General features: G+C 64.7%; 17 protein-coding genes. 16 read left to right on the top strand and 1 reads right to left on the bottom strand.

The features are described 5' to 3' along the window. Positions 1-7 precede the first annotated feature (7 nt). The 16 genes from thrS to H3S97_RS05255 all read left to right on the top strand — a co-directional run bounded on the left by thrS (position 8) and on the right by H3S97_RS05255 (position 16,636). Positions 8-2,053 (top strand): threonine--tRNA ligase, encoded by a 2,046-nt coding sequence (gene thrS, locus H3S97_RS05330; protein WP_198219882.1) that lies wholly within the window; start codon positions 8-10, stop codon positions 2,051-2,053. Between the two features lie 3 nt (positions 2,054-2,056). After that, complete coding sequence (gene pgsA / locus H3S97_RS05325; RefSeq protein WP_198219881.1) at positions 2,057-2,731, top strand: phosphatidylinositol phosphate synthase; 675 nt, start codon at positions 2,057-2,059, stop codon at positions 2,729-2,731. A 4-nt stretch (positions 2,732-2,735) separates the two neighbouring features. After that, complete coding sequence (locus H3S97_RS05320) at positions 2,736-3,746, top strand: phosphatidylinositol mannoside acyltransferase (RefSeq protein ID WP_198219880.1); 1,011 nt, start codon at positions 2,736-2,738, stop codon at positions 3,744-3,746. Further along, positions 3,721-5,007: a glycosyltransferase family 4 protein gene (locus H3S97_RS05315; protein WP_198219879.1), complete on the top strand. Its 1,287-nt coding sequence runs from the start codon at positions 3,721-3,723 to the stop codon at positions 5,005-5,007. The genes H3S97_RS05320 and H3S97_RS05315 overlap by 26 nt, the downstream gene beginning before the upstream one ends. Positions 5,008-5,068: 61 nt before the next feature. After that, positions 5,069-5,824 (top strand): YebC/PmpR family DNA-binding transcriptional regulator, encoded by a 756-nt coding sequence (locus H3S97_RS05310; protein ID WP_045935369.1) that lies wholly within the window; start codon positions 5,069-5,071, stop codon positions 5,822-5,824. 4 nt (positions 5,825-5,828) lie between these two features. After that, a complete protein-coding gene (gene ruvC, locus H3S97_RS05305; protein ID WP_110412913.1) occupies positions 5,829-6,410 on the top strand; it encodes a crossover junction endodeoxyribonuclease RuvC in 582 nt (193 codons plus the stop codon). A 42-nt stretch (positions 6,411-6,452) separates the two neighbouring features. Continuing rightward, a complete protein-coding gene (ruvA, locus tag H3S97_RS05300) occupies positions 6,453-7,064 on the top strand; it encodes a Holliday junction branch migration protein RuvA (RefSeq protein WP_198219878.1) in 612 nt (203 codons plus the stop codon). 3 nt (positions 7,065-7,067) lie between these two features. After that, positions 7,068-8,144 carry a Holliday junction branch migration DNA helicase RuvB gene (ruvB, locus tag H3S97_RS05295; RefSeq protein WP_232356290.1) on the top strand — a complete coding sequence of 359 codons (1,077 nt, stop codon included), beginning with the start codon at positions 7,068-7,070 and terminating at the stop codon, positions 8,142-8,144. A 66-nt stretch (positions 8,145-8,210) separates the two neighbouring features. Next, positions 8,211-8,774 (top strand): preprotein translocase subunit YajC, encoded by a 564-nt coding sequence (locus tag H3S97_RS05290; RefSeq protein ID WP_198219877.1) that lies wholly within the window; start codon positions 8,211-8,213, stop codon positions 8,772-8,774. 108 nt (positions 8,775-8,882) lie between these two features. Next, entirely contained in the window at positions 8,883-9,467 is a 585-nt protein-coding gene (locus H3S97_RS05285; protein WP_198177795.1) for an adenine phosphoribosyltransferase, read from the top strand. Between the two features lie 22 nt (positions 9,468-9,489). After that, a complete protein-coding gene (sucC, locus tag H3S97_RS05280; protein ID WP_198219876.1) occupies positions 9,490-10,704 on the top strand; it encodes an ADP-forming succinate--CoA ligase subunit beta in 1,215 nt (404 codons plus the stop codon). Continuing rightward, entirely contained in the window at positions 10,701-11,624 is a 924-nt protein-coding gene (sucD, locus tag H3S97_RS05275; RefSeq protein WP_198219875.1) for a succinate--CoA ligase subunit alpha, read from the top strand. The genes sucC and sucD overlap by 4 nt, the downstream gene beginning before the upstream one ends. Then, positions 11,621-12,997 (top strand): cell division protein PerM, encoded by a 1,377-nt coding sequence (locus H3S97_RS05270; RefSeq protein WP_198219874.1) that lies wholly within the window; start codon positions 11,621-11,623, stop codon positions 12,995-12,997. Before sucD ends, H3S97_RS05270 begins: the two co-directional genes overlap by 4 nt. A gap of 52 nt (positions 12,998-13,049) precedes the next feature. Then, entirely contained in the window at positions 13,050-14,651 is a 1,602-nt protein-coding gene (gene purH / locus H3S97_RS05265; RefSeq protein ID WP_198219873.1) for a bifunctional phosphoribosylaminoimidazolecarboxamide formyltransferase/IMP cyclohydrolase, read from the top strand. Between the two features lie 131 nt (positions 14,652-14,782). Next, complete coding sequence (locus H3S97_RS05260) at positions 14,783-16,156, top strand: NAD-dependent succinate-semialdehyde dehydrogenase (protein ID WP_198219872.1); 1,374 nt, start codon at positions 14,783-14,785, stop codon at positions 16,154-16,156. Between the two features lie 132 nt (positions 16,157-16,288). Continuing rightward, on the top strand, positions 16,289-16,636 hold the full coding sequence (locus tag H3S97_RS05255) for a DUF3017 domain-containing protein (RefSeq protein ID WP_232356288.1): 348 nt from the start codon (positions 16,289-16,291) through the stop codon (positions 16,634-16,636). Positions 16,637-16,672: 36 nt separating this feature from the next. Here H3S97_RS05255 and H3S97_RS05250 read toward each other — a convergent pair whose 3' ends face one another. Then, the gene (locus H3S97_RS05250; protein ID WP_198219871.1) at positions 16,673-17,947 is read right to left on the bottom strand and encodes an MIP/aquaporin family protein; all 1,275 of its coding nucleotides are present in this window, start codon (positions 17,945-17,947) and stop codon (positions 16,673-16,675) included. Positions 17,948-18,049: the final 102 nt, after the last annotated feature.

Raw genomic sequence — 18,049 nt, 5'->3', positions numbered from 1 at the left:
GGCATTCATGACACAGTCGAGCATCTCCATCATCGTCAAGGGCGAACGGAAGGAGGTGGCGGCGGATCAGACTGGCGTCCAGCTTTTTGCTGACGACAAGGACATCATCGCCGTCAACCTCAACGGGCAGCCACGCGACCTCTACACACCCTTGCACGAGGGCGACAAGGTCGAGCCCATCACCCTGGAGAGCGACCAGGGGCTGGCCATCATGCGACACTCGGCCACCCACGTCATGGCCCAGGCCGTCCAGGAGATCCGCCCGGACGCCAAGCTGGGCATCGGCCCGGTCATCAAAGACGGCTTCTACTACGACTTCGACGTGGACAAGCCCTTCACCCCCGACGACCTCAAGCAGATCGAACAGCGGATGAAGCGGATCATCAAGTCCTCCCAGAGCTTCCGCCGGCGCGTGGTCACCGAGGAGGAGGCCCGCAAGGAGGAGGCCGACCAGCCTTACAAGCTGGAGCTGATCGGGGCCAAGGAGGCCGAGATCAACAGCGAGGAGGCCACCGAGGTGGCCACCGGCGGCGAGCTGACCATGTATGACAACCTGGATCGCGAGGGCAACACGGTCTGGAAGGACCTCTGCCGGGGCCCCCACCTGCCCAACACCCGCTACATCCGCAGCTTCAAGCTCATGCGCACGGCCGCCGCCTACTGGCGCGGGGACGAGAAGAACCCCATGCTCCAGCGCATCTACGGCACCGCCTGGGCCAACAAGGACGACATGAAGGCCTACACCGCCCGTCTGGAGGAGGCCGCCCGCCGCGACCACCGCAAGCTGGGCGCCGAGATGGACCTCTTCTCCTTCCCGGACGAGATCGGGCCCGGCCTGCCCGTCTTCCACCCCAAGGGCGCGGCCGTCATCAACGCCATGGAGGACTACTCCCGTGAAATGCACCGGCGCAACGGCTACTCCTTCGTGCAGACCCCGCACATCACCAAGGGCCACCTCTACGAGATCTCGGGCCATCTGCAGTGGTACAAGGACGGCATGTACCCGCCCATGCACCTGGACGAGGAGAAGGACGCCAACGGCAAGGTCACCCGCCAGGGCTTCGACTACTACCTGAAGCCCATGAACTGCCCCATGCACAACCTGATCTTCAAGTCCCGCCAGCGCTCCTACAAGGAGCTGCCCCTGCGGCTGTTCGAGTTCGGCACCGTCTACCGCTACGAGAAGTCCGGCGAGGTCCACGGCCTGACCCGCGTGCGCGGCCTGACCCAGGACGACTCCCACATCTACTGCACCCGGGACCAGATGAAGGGGGAGCTGACCAACCTGCTCCAGTTCGTGCTCAAGGTGTTGAAGGACTTCGGCCTCAACGACTTCTACCTGGAGCTGTCCACCAAGGATCCTAACAAGTTCGTCGGCTCCGACGAGGTCTGGGAGGAGGCCACCGACACCCTGGCCGAGGTGGCCAAGGACTCCGGGCTGGAGCTGGTCGACGACCCCGAGGGCGCCGCCTTCTACGGGCCCAAGATCTCCGTGCAGGCCCGGGACGCCATCGGGCGCACCTGGCAGGTCTCCACCATTCAGCTGGACTTCAACCTGCCCGAGCGCTTCCAGCTGGAGTACATCGCCGCCGACGGCTCCCACCAGCGGCCGGTCATGATCCACCGGGCCCTCTTCGGCTCCATCGAGCGCTTCTTCGCCATCCTGCTGGAGCACTACGCCGGCGCCTTCCCGGCCTGGCTGGCCCCGGTCCAGGTGCAGGCCGTGCCCGTTGCCGACGAGTTCGCCCCCCACCTGGAGCACCTGCTGGACCAGCTGCGCGATGACATGGTCCGCTGCGAGATCGACCGCTCCGACGACCGCTTCGGCAAGAAGATCCGCAACGCGGCCAAGTCCAAGGCCCCCTTCATCCTGATCGCCGGCGAGGAGGACGTCTCCAAGAACGCGGTCTCCTTCCGCTTCCGCGACGGCAGCCAGCTCAACGGGGTGCCCGTGGAGCAGGCCCGCGCCTGGATCAACGAGGCCATCAAGGTCCGCGCCCAGATCAACTCGGCGGACGACTTCCGAGCGAACACCTCCTGCAGTCAGGACTGACCAATGTTCGAGCATCTACGACGCCCCTGGAAGCGCATCATCGCCCCCATCGCCCGCGGCCTGGTTCGTCTGGGCGTGAGCGCCAACGGTGTCACCATCAGCGGAGCCGTAGGCACCACCCTGGTCGCCATCGCGACCGGGTTCACCGGCTGGCTTTTGCCCGGGGCCATCGTCCTGGCCATCCTGGTGGCCTTCGACTCCCTGGATGGGTCCGTGGCCGCGCTGACCGGCGGTGGCACCCAGTTCGGGGGCTTCCTGGACTCCACCCTTGACCGGATAGCCGACTGGGCCGTCCTGGCCGGGGTCATCATCTACCTGCGCCGCCATGAGCTGGCCTGGGTGGCCGATGGCAGCCACCAGGGTCCCGACATCTGGGCCCAGGTGGGCATGGCTGCAGCCCTCTTCGCCATCATGACCTCCTTCGTCACCTCCTACGCCCGGGCCCGGGCCGAGGCCGAGGGCTTCGAGGCTAAGAACGGCATCGCCACCAGGTCGGACCGGCTGGTCATCATCCTGGTGGGCATGGCCCTGACCGGTGCCGGGCTGCCCTTGGCTGTGCTCAGCTGCTTCCTGATCCTGCTGGCCCTGCTGGGCATCGTCACCGTCTGGCAGCGGATCAGCCACGTCGCCAAGGACATGGGCCGCAACCCGCAGCCCGCCAATCCCAACAACGAGTGAGCCTATGCCGGACCGACTGCTCATTTTTCTGGCGCAGCACGCGCGTCTGGTGCCCGAGGGGCTGCTGCGCGGCCTCTTCCTGGCGGCGGCCGACCTGTGTTGGCTATTCCGGATAGGCGGCGTCAGACAGCTGGAGCGCAACCTGGCCCATGTCATGCCGGAGGCCGACCGTCGCAGCCTGCGGCGCACCTCACGCCAGGGCATGCGCTCCTACTTCGTCTACTTCGTCGAGGCTCTGACCGTGGGCGCCCGCACCAAGGAGCAGCTGCTGGCGCGCATACACGGCGGCGGCAGCGCCTACCCGGATCCGGCCAGGACCGACATCGGCCTGCGCTCCCTGCCCATCGGCATGGGCCACCAGGGCAACTGGGACTACGCGGGCTTCTGGGCCTGCTCCACGGTCGGCCAGGTCACCACGGTGGCCGAGCGGCTGCGGGACCAGGGCATGCTGAACACCTTTGCGGACATCCGTCGCCGCCTGGGCATGAACATCCTGCTGACCGGCGAGCCGGACATCACCGGCCGTCTGACGACCCTGCTGCGGAAGCCTGACCAGGTGGTGCCCCTGCTGGCCGACCGCGACCTGAGCCGCCGAGGCGTCTTCGTCAAGGCCTTCGACTCCTGGATTCGCGTGGCCGCAGGTCCTGCCGTCATCGCCTTGGATGCCCGTCTGCCCCTGTATACCGTGAACATGCACAGGGAAAAGCTGACGGGGGAGCGCCGCCGGCAGGCCAAGGCCCCCTACGGCTATGTCTGCCAGGTGGACGGGCCCATCGCCATCGAGCCCTACCTGGACATGCCCCGGGAGCAGGCCATCAACGACCTGACCCAGGCCTGGGTGGACCAGTGGGCCCAGGGCATTCGCGAGCATCCCGAGGACTGGCACATGCTCCAGCCGATTTTCCTCGAGGATCTGGATCTTTCCCGGATGCACGACCTACCGGACTTCATCCTGGCCCAGGCATCCGAGAACAAGGGAGGTGACGGGCTTGAAGGCACCCGAACAAAGGCCTGAGCGGGAGCCGGAGCGGGCCGCCATCAAGGCGCCTCTGCGGGTGGGGATCATCTCGCCCTACTCCTTCGAGACCCCGGGCGGCGTCCAACTGCACATCCGCGACTTCGCCAGGCATCTTATGGAGCGCGGCCACCAGGTGCAGGTTCTGGCCCCGGGCCGACGCACCCAGGACATGCCCCTCTGGGTGCAGACCACCGGCTCCTCCTTCTCCATTCCCTACAACGGATCCGTGGCCAACCTGAGCTACTTCGGCGTGGCCGGCCACAAGACCCGGCAGTGGGTCAGACAGGGCCACTTCGACATCCTGCACCTGCACGAGCCCGAGGTGCCCTCCCTGAGCCACAAGCCCCTGCGGCCGGGATTCATTCCCTGCCCCTATGTGGCCACCTTCCATGCGGCCTTCGATTCGACCCCGCTGGCCCTGAGGCTGACCAGACGCTACCTGCGCCGATACCTGGCCAACATCAGCCAGGCCATCTTCGTCAGCCCATCGGCCATGCAGAATGCCCAGAATCTGCTGGAGCCGGGCATACCCAGCCAGATCATCCCCAACGGCATCGAGACCAGAGCCCTGTGCAATGCCCGGCCGCGCCCGGAATGGCAGGGGAGCGAGCGGGAACCCACCATCGGATTCCTGGGCCGGATGAAGGAGGAGCGCAAGGGGTTCAGGATTCTGGCCCAGGCCGCACCCGCCATTCTTCGGCGCGTGCCCGGTGCCCGCTTCCTCTGTGCCGGTGACGGCCAAACGGAGGCGCGGGAGTTGCTCGAAGCCGTCGATCCCGGACTGGCCCGGCACTTCACCTTCCTGGGCCGGATCAGCGACGAGGACAAGGCCTCCTTCTACCACAGCCTGGGCCTGTATGTGGCCCCGCAGACCGGGGGAGAGAGCTTTGGCATCGTGCTGGTCGAAGCCATGGCGGCAGGCTGCCCGGTGGTGGCCTCGGACCTGCCAGCCTTCAAGGATGTCTCCCAGAACGGCCACAGCGCACGTCTGTTCGCCAATGAAGACCCCCAGGACTGCGCCAGGTCGGTCCTTGAACTGCTGGACGACCGACCCACGCGCCTGGAACTGGCCTCGTGCGGAATGCGCCGGGCCAGCGACTACGACTGGGAGCGGGTCACCGACCAGGTTCTGGATGTCTATGCCCGTGCCCTGGCGGCCCGCCCCGACCATCGCCGTGGCCTGCTGGGCAGGCTGGTGGGCCGCCGGGCTGGTTCTCCTTACGATGAAGCCCCCACGGAAGGGCCTGAAAACCCGTAAAATTGTCGAAGAGCGGAACTAGAATTCCATTCGTTTACGCATTCGTACCGTCAGGAGACATATGTCAGGGCATTCGAAGTGGGCGACCACCAAGCACAAGAAAGCAGCCATCGACGCCAAGCGTGGCAAGCTCTTCGCCAAGCTGATCAAGAACATCGAGATCGCTGCCCGCACCGGCGGCGGTGACCCCGACGGCAACCCCACCCTCTACGACGCCATCGTCAAGGCCAAGAAGTCCTCCGTGCCCGCAGACAACATCACCAGGGCCGTCAAGCGCGGCTCGGGCGAGGAGGCCGGAGCGGCCAACTACGAGAGCATCGTCTACGAGGGCTATGCTCCCGCCGGCGTGGGCATCATCATCGAATGCCTGACCGACAACCGCAACCGCGCGGCCGCCGAGGTCCGTTCCACCCTGACCAAGGGCGGCGGCTCCCTGGCCCAGAACGGGTCGGTCAGCTTCAACTTCGAGCGCAAGGGCCAGATCATCGTCCCCTCGGAGGGTCTGGACTACGATACGGTCTTCGAAAAGGCCGCCGAGGCCGGTGCCGAGGATGTGCAGGACAACGGCGAGAGCTACACCGTGCTGACTGCCCCCGGCGACATGGTCAACGTCCGCAAGGCCCTGCAGGATGCGGGCATGGACTACGACTCCGCCGACCTGGTCCTCAACCCCAAGAGCGAGGTCACCCTGGACCTGGACTCCGCCCGCAAGGTCTCCAAGCTGATCGACAACCTGGACGACCTGGACGATGTGCAGGAGATCTACAGCAACTGGACCGCCCCCGACGAGGTCATGGCCCAGTTGGACGACGAGTGACCCTATGATCGTTCTCGGCGTCGACCCGGGGCTCACCCGATGCGGCGTTGGCGTCATTGAAGCCGGTGCATCGCGCCGGCTTTCCTTTGTTCATGTGGACGTCGTGCGCTCGGACCCCGAACAGAGCCAGGACCTGCGGCTGCTGACCATCTACCAGGGGCTGACGGCCGCCCTGGACCGTTTCAGCCCCGACGTGGTTTCCATCGAGCGGGTCTTTGCCCAGTCCAACCACAACACCGTGTTGGGAACCGCCCAGGCGGCCGGGCTGGCCATGCTGGGGGCGGCGCAGCGTGGGATTCCCGTGGCCCTGCATACCCCTACCGAGGCCAAGATGGCCGTGACCGGCAACGGCCAGGCCGACAAGATCCAGGTGCAGCGGATGGTGGCCCGCATTCTCGGGCTCAACCAGCTGCCCAAGCCCGCCGATGCCGCCGATGCTCTTGCCCAGGCCATCTGCCATGCCCTACGGCCTGCCGGGGCCATCCAGGGCGGGGAACGCGAGGAGCATCTGACCCAGGCCCAACGCCAGTGGGCACAGGCCTCCGCCAAGTACGGCAAGCATCGGGGAGTCCAGCGAGACATGTAAGCTGATTCGAACAGACGTTCGGTTCCATCGAGGGGTGATCAAGTGCTGGCAATGCTGACCGGGCGGGTGGCCGCCATCGAAACGGGCTCCGCCGTCATCGATGTTTCGGGAGTGGGTTTCGAGGTGCGCATGCCCCAGTCGGACCTGGCCTCCATGCGGGCCGAGTCCACGGTCACCGTCTACACCGCCCTTTCCCTGACCCAGGACGCACTGACCCTCTACGGATTCCTCAGCCGCACCTCCAAATCCCTCTTCGCCCAGCTGCAGAAGGTCAGCGGCATCGGGCCCCGCGTGGCCCTTTCCATCCTCGCCACTCTGAACTCGGACCAGCTGGCCCAGGCCGTGGCCGACGGCGATGCTGCGGCCCTGTCCCGGGCGCCTGGCCTGGGCAAAAAGGGCGCTCAGAAGATCATCCTCGAACTCTCCGGCAAGCTGGATCTGGATGCCGGCACAGGCAGGCAGGGACCCGCCCAGACCGATGATGGCGCCCATCAGGTGGTGGAGGGGCTGATCTCCCTGGGTTGGATGCAACGTGATGCCGAGCAGGCCGTGGAGCAGACCTGCAGAGAGGGCGGCTACTCCCTGCCCCTTCAGTCGGCCGACATTCCCAAGGTCCTCAAGCAGGCCCTGACCCGGCTGGACAGGGGGCGCTGACCCATGGCTGACAAGCAGATGTCCACGGGGTACATCGACTCCCAGAATGGCGACGCCCAGGAGGAATCCCTGCGGATGGTCTCGGCCCGGCCCATCGAAGGCGAGCCGGTAAGCGACGAGGAGCTGCGGCCGGAAACCCTGGACGGATTCATCGGACAGCCCCGGCTCAAAGCCCAGCTGGGCCTCTTCCTGAAGGCCGCCAAAAAGCGGGATGTGGCCCCGGATCACATCCTTCTGGCAGGCCCTCCAGGCCTGGGCAAGACCACCCTGGCCATGATCGTCGCCCACGAGTTGGAGGTGCCCATCCGTGTCACCTCGGGGCCGGCTGTCCAGCATGCCGGCGACCTGGCCTCCATCCTGAGCTCCCTGGAGGCCGGCGAGGTGCTCTTCATCGACGAGATCCACCGCCTGCCCAGGGCCGCCGAAGAGCTGCTCTACATCGCCATGGAGGACTTCCGCGTGGATGTCATGGTGGGCAAGGGTCCCGGAGCATCCTCCATTCCGCTGACCCTGCCCAGGTTCACGGTCATCGGCGCCACCACCCGTGAAGGCATGCTGCCCTCGCCCCTGAGGGCCCGTTTCGGCTTCACCGCCCATCTGGACTTCTACCCGGAGGAGGAGCTGGAGAAGCTGGTCGAGCGGTCGGCCAAGGTCCTGGGCATCGTCTTGCAGGATGATGCCGCCCATCAGCTGGCCCTGCGCTCCCGAGGCACGCCCAGGATCGCCAACCGCCTGCTGCGCCGTGTGCGCGACTGGGCCATAGTCCACGATCTTGACCAGGTCGGCCCTGATGACGTCAAGCAGGCCCTGTCCCTCTACCAGATCGACTCCGAGGGGCTGGACCGTCTGGATCTGGCCGTCCTCAAGGCCATCGTCAACAGTTTCGACGGCGGACCCGTGGGCCTGAACAACCTGGCCGCCATGGTAGGCGAGGAGGCCGAGACCGTGGAGACGGTCTGTGAGCCCTACCTGGTGCGTGAGGGCTTCCTGGTACGCACCCCAAAGGGGCGTGTGGCCACCTCCAAGGCCTGGGAGCACCTGGGCCGCAAACCGCCCGAGGATGTCATGAAGCTGTTCTAGACTGGGGTCTTCGCAGCAATGCATATCGCCGTTTGATACCCGCCGAAACAAGGAGTGGAAACAGCCATGGGATCCATGATTTTCATGATCGTCATCATCGCCCTGATGATCGCCATGATGTGGGGAAGCTCCCGCAAGAGCAAGCAACAGCAGGCCGCCGTCCAGGACTTCCGCCAGTCCCTGCAGCCCGGTGACGAGGTAGCCACCACCACGGGCCTTCTGGGCAAGGTCGTCTCCGTTGACCTGGAGAAGGAACAGGTGGTCATCGACTCCGAGGGTTCGCAGTCACGCTGGCGCATCCAGGCCATTACCCAGCCGCCCATCGTCCCGGCCTACGTCCACGATGACGAGGTCGACGAAAACGGCAACCCCCTGCCCGAGGAGGCGGATGCCCCCGCCGAGGTCGCCGCCGCCGAAGACGATGACAATGCCGATGGCGAAGAAACCGCCGCTGACGATACCGCCACACAGAACTTTGCCGCCTCAGAGGGCAAGGATGATGCTGAATCCAAGTCGGACAAGGCCAAGGATGCGGAGAACTCCGAAGACTCCGCCGACTCGGATGCGTCCAAGGATTCCGACGAATCCAAAGAATCCGAGGCTTCGGATTCGACTTCTGCCAAGTCCTGAAACTTATACGCGCGCCACACCTTCCGTCGGGCTGACTCTGAACGGAAACGCGGCGCGCGTATGATGGCCCCGGCAACCACTTCCAAGGAGCAAAACAGAAAGAAGATCATGGCTCAATCGGACGATATCAAGGTTGGAGAACTTAAGCAGGTGGGCGATGATGACGCCGCTTATCTGATCTCATTGATCCGTACCATTCCGGACTTTCCCAAGAAGGGGATCCTTTTCAGGGACTTCATCCCGGCCATGTCGGATCCCAGGGGATTGGCCATCATCCTCGACGCCATGAAGCGCACCCTGCCCGTCAAGCCAGAGGACTTCGACCTGGTGGCCGGGCTTGAGGCACGCGGCTTTCTGATCGGCCCCCAGCTGGCCTGCGACCTTGGCAAGGGCTTCCTGCCCATGCGCAAGGCCGGCAAGCTCCCTGAGCCCACCTACAGCCAGGAATACGCCCTCGAATACGGCAACGCCCGAATCGAAATCGAGCAGGGCTCCCTGAGCCGCGGCCAGCGAGTCCTGATTGTCGACGACCTGATCGCCACCGGCGGTTCCGCACAGGCTGCTGCACATCTGGTGGAGCAGGCTGGAGGCCGGGTGGCTGGTTTCAGCTTCGTCATGGAACTCAACGGTCTGGACGGCCGCAAGGCCCTGGGCGACTACCCGGTCACCTGCCTGATGAACATGCCCGCCTGAGCTCGATTGGGGGACCTTCACCATGGATTTGTACGAATACCAGGCCAGGCAGCTGCTCGCCGAACATGGCATCTCCCAGCCAAGGGCCGTCTATGCCTCAACCGCAGAAGAGGCCGGTCAGGCAGCCGACGTCATCGGTTACCCCTGCATGATCAAGGGCCAGGCCACCATCGGCCACAGGGGACAGGCAGGAGCCGTCAAGCGAGCCGAGAATCACGATCAGGCCGTGGCTTTGGCCCAGGCCATCCTGCCCATGAACATCGGTGGCCATCCGGTCAGCGGGATTCTGGTCACGGAAGCCCGCAACATCCTGCACGAGTATTACCTGTCCATCTCGGTGGACCGCACCTCCCGGGACTACGATGTCCTGGCCACGGCCAGCGGCGGCACAGAGGTGGAGACCATCGCCCGTGAGCACCCCGAATCAGTCCGGCGCCTGCACATCGGCCCCCTGGAGGATTTCGACAGGCAGGCCGCCCGCACAATGGCCGAGCGCATCGGCTTCTACCACGCTGATCTGGAGCAGGCTGCGCAGATACTCCTGGGTATGTGGCACACCTTCCAGGACAGCGATGCAACCCTGGTCGAGATCAACCCTCTGGCCAAGGTGGGCGACCCGGACGACGAGGCCACCAAGCATCTGGATGCCCTCGATGCCAAGATCTCCCTGGACGGGAACGCAGCCTTCCGGCACGACGGCTGGAAGAGGTTCGCAGACCCGGGGCAGGTCGACCCACTGGAAGCCAAAGCCAAGGCCGCAGGCCTGCACTACGTCCATCTGGACGGCCAGGTGGGCGTCATCGGCAACGGCGCAGGTCTGGTCATGAGCTCCTTGGATGCGGTCGCCGGATCGGGACGCAGGCAGGGCGTTCCTGTTGGACCCGCCAACTTCCTTGACATCGGCGGCGGAGCCTCGCCCGAGGTCATGCGCACCAGCCTGGACGTGGTCCTCTCCGACCCCAAGGTCCGTTCGGTCATGGTCAACGTCTACGGGGGCATCACCTCCTGTCAGCAGGTGGCCCAGGGCATCCTGGCCGCCGTGAGCGCTGCGGGCGAGCAGGATCAGAACGACGACCAGCCCATCGTGGTCCGCTTCGACGGCAATGAGGCTGCCGAGGGACTGGACCTGCTGGCCAGGGCCCGACAGCCTCGGCTCAAGGTGGCCCGCACCATGGAGGAGGCGGCAGACCAGGCTGTGGCTCTGGCCGCTCATGCAGGAAAGGAGACGGGACGATGACCCTCTTCGTTGAAGACGGCGCCCCCGTCATGGTCCAGGGCATGACCGGTCACCAGGGCATGGTCCACACGGCCCGCATGATGGCGGCAGGCACCAACATCCTGGCCGGGGTCAATGCCCGCAAGGCCGGAATGACGGTAGACTTCGACGGTCCGGACGGCCAGGTCCGTCATGTGCCCGTATACGCCGATTGCGCAGCAGCCCGTCAGGCGACCGGAGCCCGCACCTCCGTGGTCTTCGTGCCGCCCAGATTCGCCAAGGATGCCATGGTCGAAGCCATCGAGGCCGGCGTCACCCTGATCGTGGTCATCACCGAAGGCATTCCCGTGGCCGATACCGCATACTGCGTAGCCCTGGCCAGGGAACGCGGCTGCCGCATCGTAGGCCCCAACTGCCCGGGACTGATGACCATGTCCGACCGGCCCAACGGCGTCGGCGTGGATCTGGGCATCATCCCCCAGGGCATCGCCGGTCGCGGTCCGCTTGGCCTGGTCTCCAAGTCCGGCACCCTGACCTACCAGCTCATGGGGGAGTTGTCCTCCATCGGCTTCACCGCCTGCCTGGGCATCGGCGGAGACCCCATTGTGGGCACCACCATGCTGGAGGCTCTGCAGGCCTTCAACCGCGATCCTGAAACCAAGGCCTGCGTCATGATCGGCGAGATCGGCGGCTCGGCTGAACAGGAGGCCGCACACTGGGCCTCCACCCACATGACCAAGCCCATCGTGGCCTACATCGCCGGCTTCACCGCACCCGAGGGCAAGCAGATGGGCCACGCCGGAGCCATCATCTCGGGGGGCAAGGGCACGGCGGCAGACAAGAAGGAAGTGCTCGAGTCCGTCGGCATCAAGGTGGGCACCACACCCGGTGAGACGGCCAGGTTGACCCGCGACCTGCTGCGGGAGCATGCCATCATATGACCGACAGGGTGAAGGTATGGCTCCGGGGGGCCCTAGAGGCCTTCCTAGCCATGCTTATCTACACTGTCGCCCTAGGCGCCTGCATGGCCCTGCTCCTGCTCATCATTTCCATCGAGGAGGGTGGGCCATCACTGTCCATGGCCACTGTGGCCCTGACGGAAACCATCACCCTGCTCACCCAAGGCTGCGGGTTTACAGCCGGGGCCCTGACCCTGACCATCATCCCCTTACTGCTGACCGGCCTGCTGATTTGGGTGATCCGCACCCTGGTCGGCCGCATGGGTGTGTCCGTCGGCGGCTGCATTGCCGGCCTGGTCGTCTGGGTGCTGTGCAACCTGATTCTCATGCAGGGCAGCCAGACCATGCAGGTCGACACCACCCCGGTCATTCTTCTGCGGACCAGCCTGGTCTTTCTATTGGGTTACGGCTGGGCCTGTATCCGCTCCGAACCTTTCCGCCAGGCTTTCAGCAAGCGGATCAAACAGGCTCTGCCGGTCCAGGTCCGCAGGACCATCCGGCTTGGCCTCACGGCCGGCTTGATCCTCCTGGCCGCCATGCTGGCCGCCGGCCTGATCGCCCTGATTGTCTGGATCGCTCTCTATCACGGAGACGTGGGCCGCCTGTTCAAACTGACACGTATGGGCACCGCCTCGGCTGTGACGACCAGCCTGGCGTCCCTTGCCTGGCTGCCCAATCTGATCATATGGGCCGCCTCCTGGCTCTTCGGAAACGGTTTCAACATCGGCGGGCTGGCGACCTTCACCCTCTGGTCAGGCCATGCCTCCAGTCTGCCCTCGCTGCCTCTCTTCGGGCTTTTCCCAGAGCCGGTCTCCCGGCAGCGGGTTCGTATGCTCCTGCTCAACCTGCCTCTGCTGGCCGGCGTGGTTGCCGGCATTCTCTTGCTGACCGGGCCATGGGGGGTCAGAATTCACGCTGCCGTGCGCCAAGCAGGGCTGAAGTCCCGGGATACGGCAGTCTGCTTCCTGATGGCAACCCTGGCCATGGCCCTGGCCTGGCTGGTCACCCTGCTCGGCCTTGCCCTGCTTTTCCAACTCTCCAACGGGGCCTTGGGCCGCCAGCGACTGGCCGGGGTGGGCGTGCCCATAGCCTCCTCCCTGCGCATGATCGGGACCTCCCTGGGGGTCGGCCTGCTGGGCGTATGGTTACTGGCCCTCATCATCGCCGCACTGGTCATCATCAAGGATGCCCTGGTCGTCTATCTGCGCCAGGCAGGAGACAAAAAGACTTCCGCCAAAGCGGAAAACAAGAAAAAACACAACCAATCACGCGGTCAGGAGGGAAAGGAGCCCAAGGCAACCGACCGAGCAGACACACCACGACAGGTCTCGTCCACCCGCAGACCAGGCAAGTAGGTCCGAAGGTGGCTGGGCGCCTCGGCAATCAAGCATAGGAGTAGGAGTTTCCATGGTCACCACGAATCGAACCATCAACCGGGCGCTGGTCTCGGTCTACCACAAGCAGGGCCTCGAATCCCTGGCATCGGCCTTCCGCCAGGCAGGCACCGAGGTCGTCTCCACCGGCAGCACCGCAAAGAAGCTGCAGGATTTGGGCGTCCAGGTCACCCCGGTGGAAAAGGTCACCGGTTTTCCCGAGAGCCTTGACGGCCGGGTCAAAACCCTGGATCCGCACATCCACGCCGGGCTGTTGGCCGACATGACCAACCCCGACCATGTCCAGCAACTCAAAGACTTGGGCATTGCCCCCTTCGACCTGGTGGTGGTCAACCTCTACCCCTTCGAGCAGACCGTCCTTGAGGGCGCCGACGCAGACCAGTGCCTGGAGCGCATCGACATTGGCGGCCCTGCCATGATCCGGGCCGCCGCCAAGAACCATGCCAGCGTGGCTGTCATCACCGACCCGGAAGACTATGCCCTAGCCGCCGAGCGCATCGCCTCCGGCACCGGGTTCAGCCTACCCGAGCGCGGACGCCTGGCTGCCAAAGCCTTCGCCCTGACCGCCTCCTACGACGCGGCCATCGCCGAGTGGACTGCACGCACATGGGTCGACGACAAGCATGACAAGACCGAAGATCAGCAATCGGCCCCGGCACTGACTCGCACCTGGCGTCTGGCCAACCAGCTGCGCTACGGCGAGAACCCCCACCAGGAGGCCGCCCTCTACCTGGACCCGCTGGACCGGGACGGCTTCGCCGCGGCAGAGCACCTGGACGGGGCCAAGGAAATGAGCTACAACAACTATGTGGACGCTGACTCCGCCTGGCGCTCGGTCTGGGATTTCCCCGACCTGCCCGCAGTGGCCGTGGTCAAGCACTCCAACCCCTGCGGTCTGGCTGTGGGGGAGGACATCGCCCAGGCCCACCGCCGCGCCCACGCCTGCGACCCCATGAGCGCCTATGGCGGGGTCATCGCCGCCAACCGCACGGTCACCCTGGCCATGGCCCAACAGATCAAGCCGGTCTTCACCGAGGTGATCGTGGCGCCGGGCTATGAGCCCGAGGCCCTGGATCTGCTGCGGACCAAGAAGAACCTGCGCATCCTGTCTGTGCAACGCCGCCCGCGTCAGCGTCCGGTCATTCGTCAAATCGACGGGGGAGCCCTGGTGCAGACGTCCGACCTGATCGACGCCCCGGGAGACAATCCCTCCACCTGGCGTCTGGTCTCCGGCAACCCTGCCGACCAGGCGACCATGGATGATCTGACCTTCGCCTGGCGGGCCATCCGCTCGGTCAAGTCCAACGCCGTGCTCCTGGCCAACCAGGGAGCCACTGTGGGCATCGGCATGGGCCAGGTCAACAGGGTGGACTCCAGCCATTTGGCCGTGGAGCGGGCCAACACCCTGGACGAGGGCCGCAACCGCGCCAAGGGCTCGGTGGCCGCATCCGACGCCTTCTTCCCCTTCGCAGACGGTCTGGAGTATCTGATCCAGGCCGGCATCAGGGCAGTGGTGCAGCCGGGAGGATCCATCCGTGATCCCGAGGTGATCAAGGCCGCCCAGGACGCTGATTTGACCATGTATCTGACCGGAACCCGCCACTTCTTCCACTGATGAAACCGGACCCCGCGGTCGAATGTCGCCCTGCGACAAATTCCTTGACCGCGGGGTCCAATGCGGTGATATGCTGAATGAACTGACCAGCGAAGATGCTGACTGGTTATCAATCATTCGAAGGAGATATTGTGACCTATCAGACTGTCAATCCCTTTAATAATGAACTTGTCAAAACCTACCCCGATGCCACCGACGAGGACCTGGAGAATGCCCTGGCCCGCGGTCATGATCTCTACAAGACCTGGCGCAAGCAGGAGGGCCCTGGTGACCGTCCCGCACAGCTGCGTCAGGTCGCCAAGCTCTTCCGTCAGAACGAGGACACCCTGGCAGCCAACCTGACCTTGGACATGGGCAAGCTGGTGGGCGAGGCCCGCGCCGAGGTGGAGCTGTGCGCAGACATCGCCGACTACTTCGCCGACCACGCCGAAGAGCTGCTGGCTCCCGTCCCCCTGGACAACCCCGCCGGCAAGGCCTACTACGTCAAGCAGGCCACCGGTATCGTGTTCATGGTTGAGCCTTGGAACTTCCCCTACTACCAGATCATGCGCGTGTTCGCCCCCAACTTCATTCTGGGCAACCCCATGATCCTCAAGCACGCCTCCAACGTGCCGGGTTCGGCTGTGGCCTTCGAACAGACCGTGAAGGAAGCAGGAGCCCCCGAGGGCAGCCTGACCAACCTCTTCGTCAACTATGACCAGGTGGACCGTGCCATCGCCGATCCCCGCGTCTCTGGCGTGGCCCTGACCGGGTCGGAGCGCGGCGGCGCCTCCGTGGCCAAGTCGGCTGGAGCCAACCTGAAGAAGTCCTCCATGGAGCTGGGCGGCAACGACGTCTTCATCGTCCTGGATGACGCTGACTGGGATCTGCTCAAGAAAGTGGCCCCAGGCGCCAGGCTGACCAACGCCGGCCAGGTCTGCACCTCCTCCAAGCGCTTCATCGTCACGGAGAACCGCTACGACGACTTCGTCTCGCTCATCGTCGACGCCTTCTCGCACGCGGTTCTTGGCGATCCCAGCAACCCCGAAACCACGCTGGCCCCCATGTGCATGGTCTCCGCCCGCGACAACCTGGCCAAGCAGGTCGAAAAGGCCGTGGCCGGTGGAGCCAAGGTCGTCTACGGCAACAAGCCCTACGATTCGCCGGGGGCCTTCTTCACCCCGACGGTTCTGACGGACATCGACCGTGACAACCCTGTCTACAACCAGGAGATGTTCGGCCCCGTGGCCTCCATTTACAAGGTGGCCAACGAGGATGAGGCCATCGAGCTGGCCAACGACTCCAGCTACGGCCTGGGCGGTGTGGTCTTCTCCTCGGATACCGAGCATGCGGATGCCCTGGCCCGTCGCATCGAGACCGGCATGACCTTCATCAACGGCGGTTGGGTGACTATGCCCGAGCTGCCCTTCGGAGGCATCAAGAACTCCGGCTATGGCCGCGAGCTCTACAGCCTGGGCTTCGACACCTTCGCCAACGAGCATCTGATCTTCCAGCACAAGAACTGATCGGACAGCTCTGGCTCCTTGTTGGAACAGTGACCGTGCCATCATCGTCCAAGGGCGATGGCGGTACGGTCGCTTTGCGTCTGCAGCGCTGGTAGGCTCGAACCTGCAGAGCAAGTGCAGAGGCAGGTGAGCATGACAGACGCAGATAAGGCCGAGAACCCGGACCTCAAGCCCCCGCAGCCGCCCAAGACATCAGGCCGGGGTCATCCCTTCGTCTCTGAGGCCCAGGAAGGCCGTCCTGTATGCGAGGGGATCATTTTTACGGTGGTGCTGGTCGCCGCGCTCGTGGCCTTCTGTGGATACACATGGGCCGCGACTGGACTGGTGTCCATCGCGGCCCTTGTTTGCGGCGCCCTGCGGCTGATTCTCAAGGATCGCAGCCCCTGGAAGGTGCGGTCGGTGCCCTTCGACGCCTTCATCAGCATCGCCCTGAGCATCGGCCTCCTGGTCACCTACTTCAGCATTCAGCTGTTGCTGTGACTGTGACCCCCTTCCGGGCTTTCGATCCTTGGTAGTTCAGTCTTCAGTAGGCTTGTCTTCGGATTGAGTGTCACCGTCTTCGTCTTCGGAAGTGGTGTGAAGGGGCTCGATCTGCAGATCAGGAATGGTTCCTGCCTCAGCAGGGGCAACAGTGTCCTCTCCAGCATCAGTATTCTGACCTGCATCGGAATCGGATAGAGACGATACATCGACGGTCTGAGCATTGTTGTCTGCAGGGGCGACCGTGTCAGTTGTATCAGCAACAGGGGTTTGAACCGGAGCAGGAGATGCCTGGGCCGATTGATCCTGAGCCTGGGCACCGGCAGGAGCAAAGGCTTCAGCCTGAGCATCCGGGCCCGCCTGAGCCTGGGCACCGGGGGCAAAAGCATCAGCTTGTGCTTGTGCCTGAGCATCTGCATCCATTTGTACAACTAGCTGCGCATCAGTAGCAGCGCCCATGGCGCGCATGGCCATGTTGTCGGTGATGATGCTGGTCACGATGATGACCAGGGCCACCAGGGATGCAGCCAGCAGGGGGCAGATCCAGAAGAGCCAGAGCTGTGAGATCGGGCTGACGGCCATGTGCTTGGACTGGGCGAAGATGGCGATGCCCGTTGAGCGAGCCGGGTTCAGTCCCGAGCAGGTGATGGGGTAAGTGACCAGCACGCCGACGCCATAGGCCAGCCCGGTATAGAGTGCATGGTTGCGACGGGCGCGGCCGTCGGAACGCAGGGTGGTGATGGCTGCAGCCACCACGATCATGCAGCCGATCAGCTCAACCACGATGGCCATGGGCGCCCCGAAGGCGATGTGCTGCTGGCCCAGGGTGGCTGCAGCGGGCGAGCCACCGGCAAAACCGTTGACCGAGAACATGAGCCAGGTCCTGTCCGGCACGGACTTGCTGACCGGAACAAGGGCGACGGCGAGTGCGCCAGCGCCAATAGCGCCGATCACCTGGGCGACGATGTAGATCAGCCCATCCACCATGCTGATCTGTGAGGTGAACATGGCGGCCACGGTCACGGCGGGGTTGAAGTGTCCACCGGAGACGCCACCCAGCATGGCCGTCACGACCAGGTAGGTCAGGGCGGTTCCCAGAACCGGCAGCACCACGCTTGGCTGGCCCATGACCAGCTGGCCGAAGCTGTAGGACAGGTAGATGACCGCGCAGATCAGGAAGGTGCCCGCCAGCTCTGCGGCCGCACGAATCCAGCGAACATCACGGGCCCTGATCCGCCTGCGGACGGGCTTTGCGGCAACCTGCCCGTCGGCCTTTTCGAGGACCGGCTCAGCACTTGCTTCCATAGTCATGTTCCCCACCTTGCAATCCCTTCGACGACAATGAACAACAACAGTTTCCAGCTTAGAGCAAGCCAACAACACTTCCCTAGGCTCCGATATAGTATGATATGA

This window comes from Bifidobacterium choladohabitans, assembly GCF_016102005.1.
GTDB lineage: Bacteria > Actinomycetota > Actinomycetes > Actinomycetales > Bifidobacteriaceae > Bombiscardovia > Bombiscardovia choladohabitans.
The sequence above is the reverse complement of the archived record's forward strand: the minus strand, read 5'-3'. Positions and strand labels throughout refer to the sequence as shown.

Coding starts and splice junctions, on each gene's coding strand:
- thrS (WP_198219882.1), top strand. CDS start 8: ATGACACAGTCGAGCATCTCCATCATCGTCAAGGGCGAACGGAAGGAG.
- pgsA (WP_198219881.1), top strand. CDS start 2,057: ATGTTCGAGCATCTACGACGCCCCTGGAAGCGCATCATCGCCCCCATC.
- H3S97_RS05320 (WP_198219880.1), top strand. CDS start 2,736: ATGCCGGACCGACTGCTCATTTTTCTGGCGCAGCACGCGCGTCTGGTG.
- H3S97_RS05310 (WP_045935369.1), top strand. CDS start 5,069: ATGTCAGGGCATTCGAAGTGGGCGACCACCAAGCACAAGAAAGCAGCC.
- ruvC (WP_110412913.1), top strand. CDS start 5,829: ATGATCGTTCTCGGCGTCGACCCGGGGCTCACCCGATGCGGCGTTGGC.
- ruvB (WP_232356290.1), top strand. CDS start 7,068: ATGGCTGACAAGCAGATGTCCACGGGGTACATCGACTCCCAGAATGGC.
- H3S97_RS05290 (WP_198219877.1), top strand. CDS start 8,211: ATGGGATCCATGATTTTCATGATCGTCATCATCGCCCTGATGATCGCC.
- H3S97_RS05285 (WP_198177795.1), top strand. CDS start 8,883: ATGGCTCAATCGGACGATATCAAGGTTGGAGAACTTAAGCAGGTGGGC.
- sucC (WP_198219876.1), top strand. CDS start 9,490: ATGGATTTGTACGAATACCAGGCCAGGCAGCTGCTCGCCGAACATGGC.
- sucD (WP_198219875.1), top strand. CDS start 10,701: ATGACCCTCTTCGTTGAAGACGGCGCCCCCGTCATGGTCCAGGGCATG.
- H3S97_RS05270 (WP_198219874.1), top strand. CDS start 11,621: ATGACCGACAGGGTGAAGGTATGGCTCCGGGGGGCCCTAGAGGCCTTC.
- purH (WP_198219873.1), top strand. CDS start 13,050: ATGGTCACCACGAATCGAACCATCAACCGGGCGCTGGTCTCGGTCTAC.
- H3S97_RS05255 (WP_232356288.1), top strand. CDS start 16,289: ATGACAGACGCAGATAAGGCCGAGAACCCGGACCTCAAGCCCCCGCAG.
- H3S97_RS05250 (WP_198219871.1), bottom strand. CDS start 17,947: ATGACTATGGAAGCAAGTGCTGAGCCGGTCCTCGAAAAGGCCGACGGG.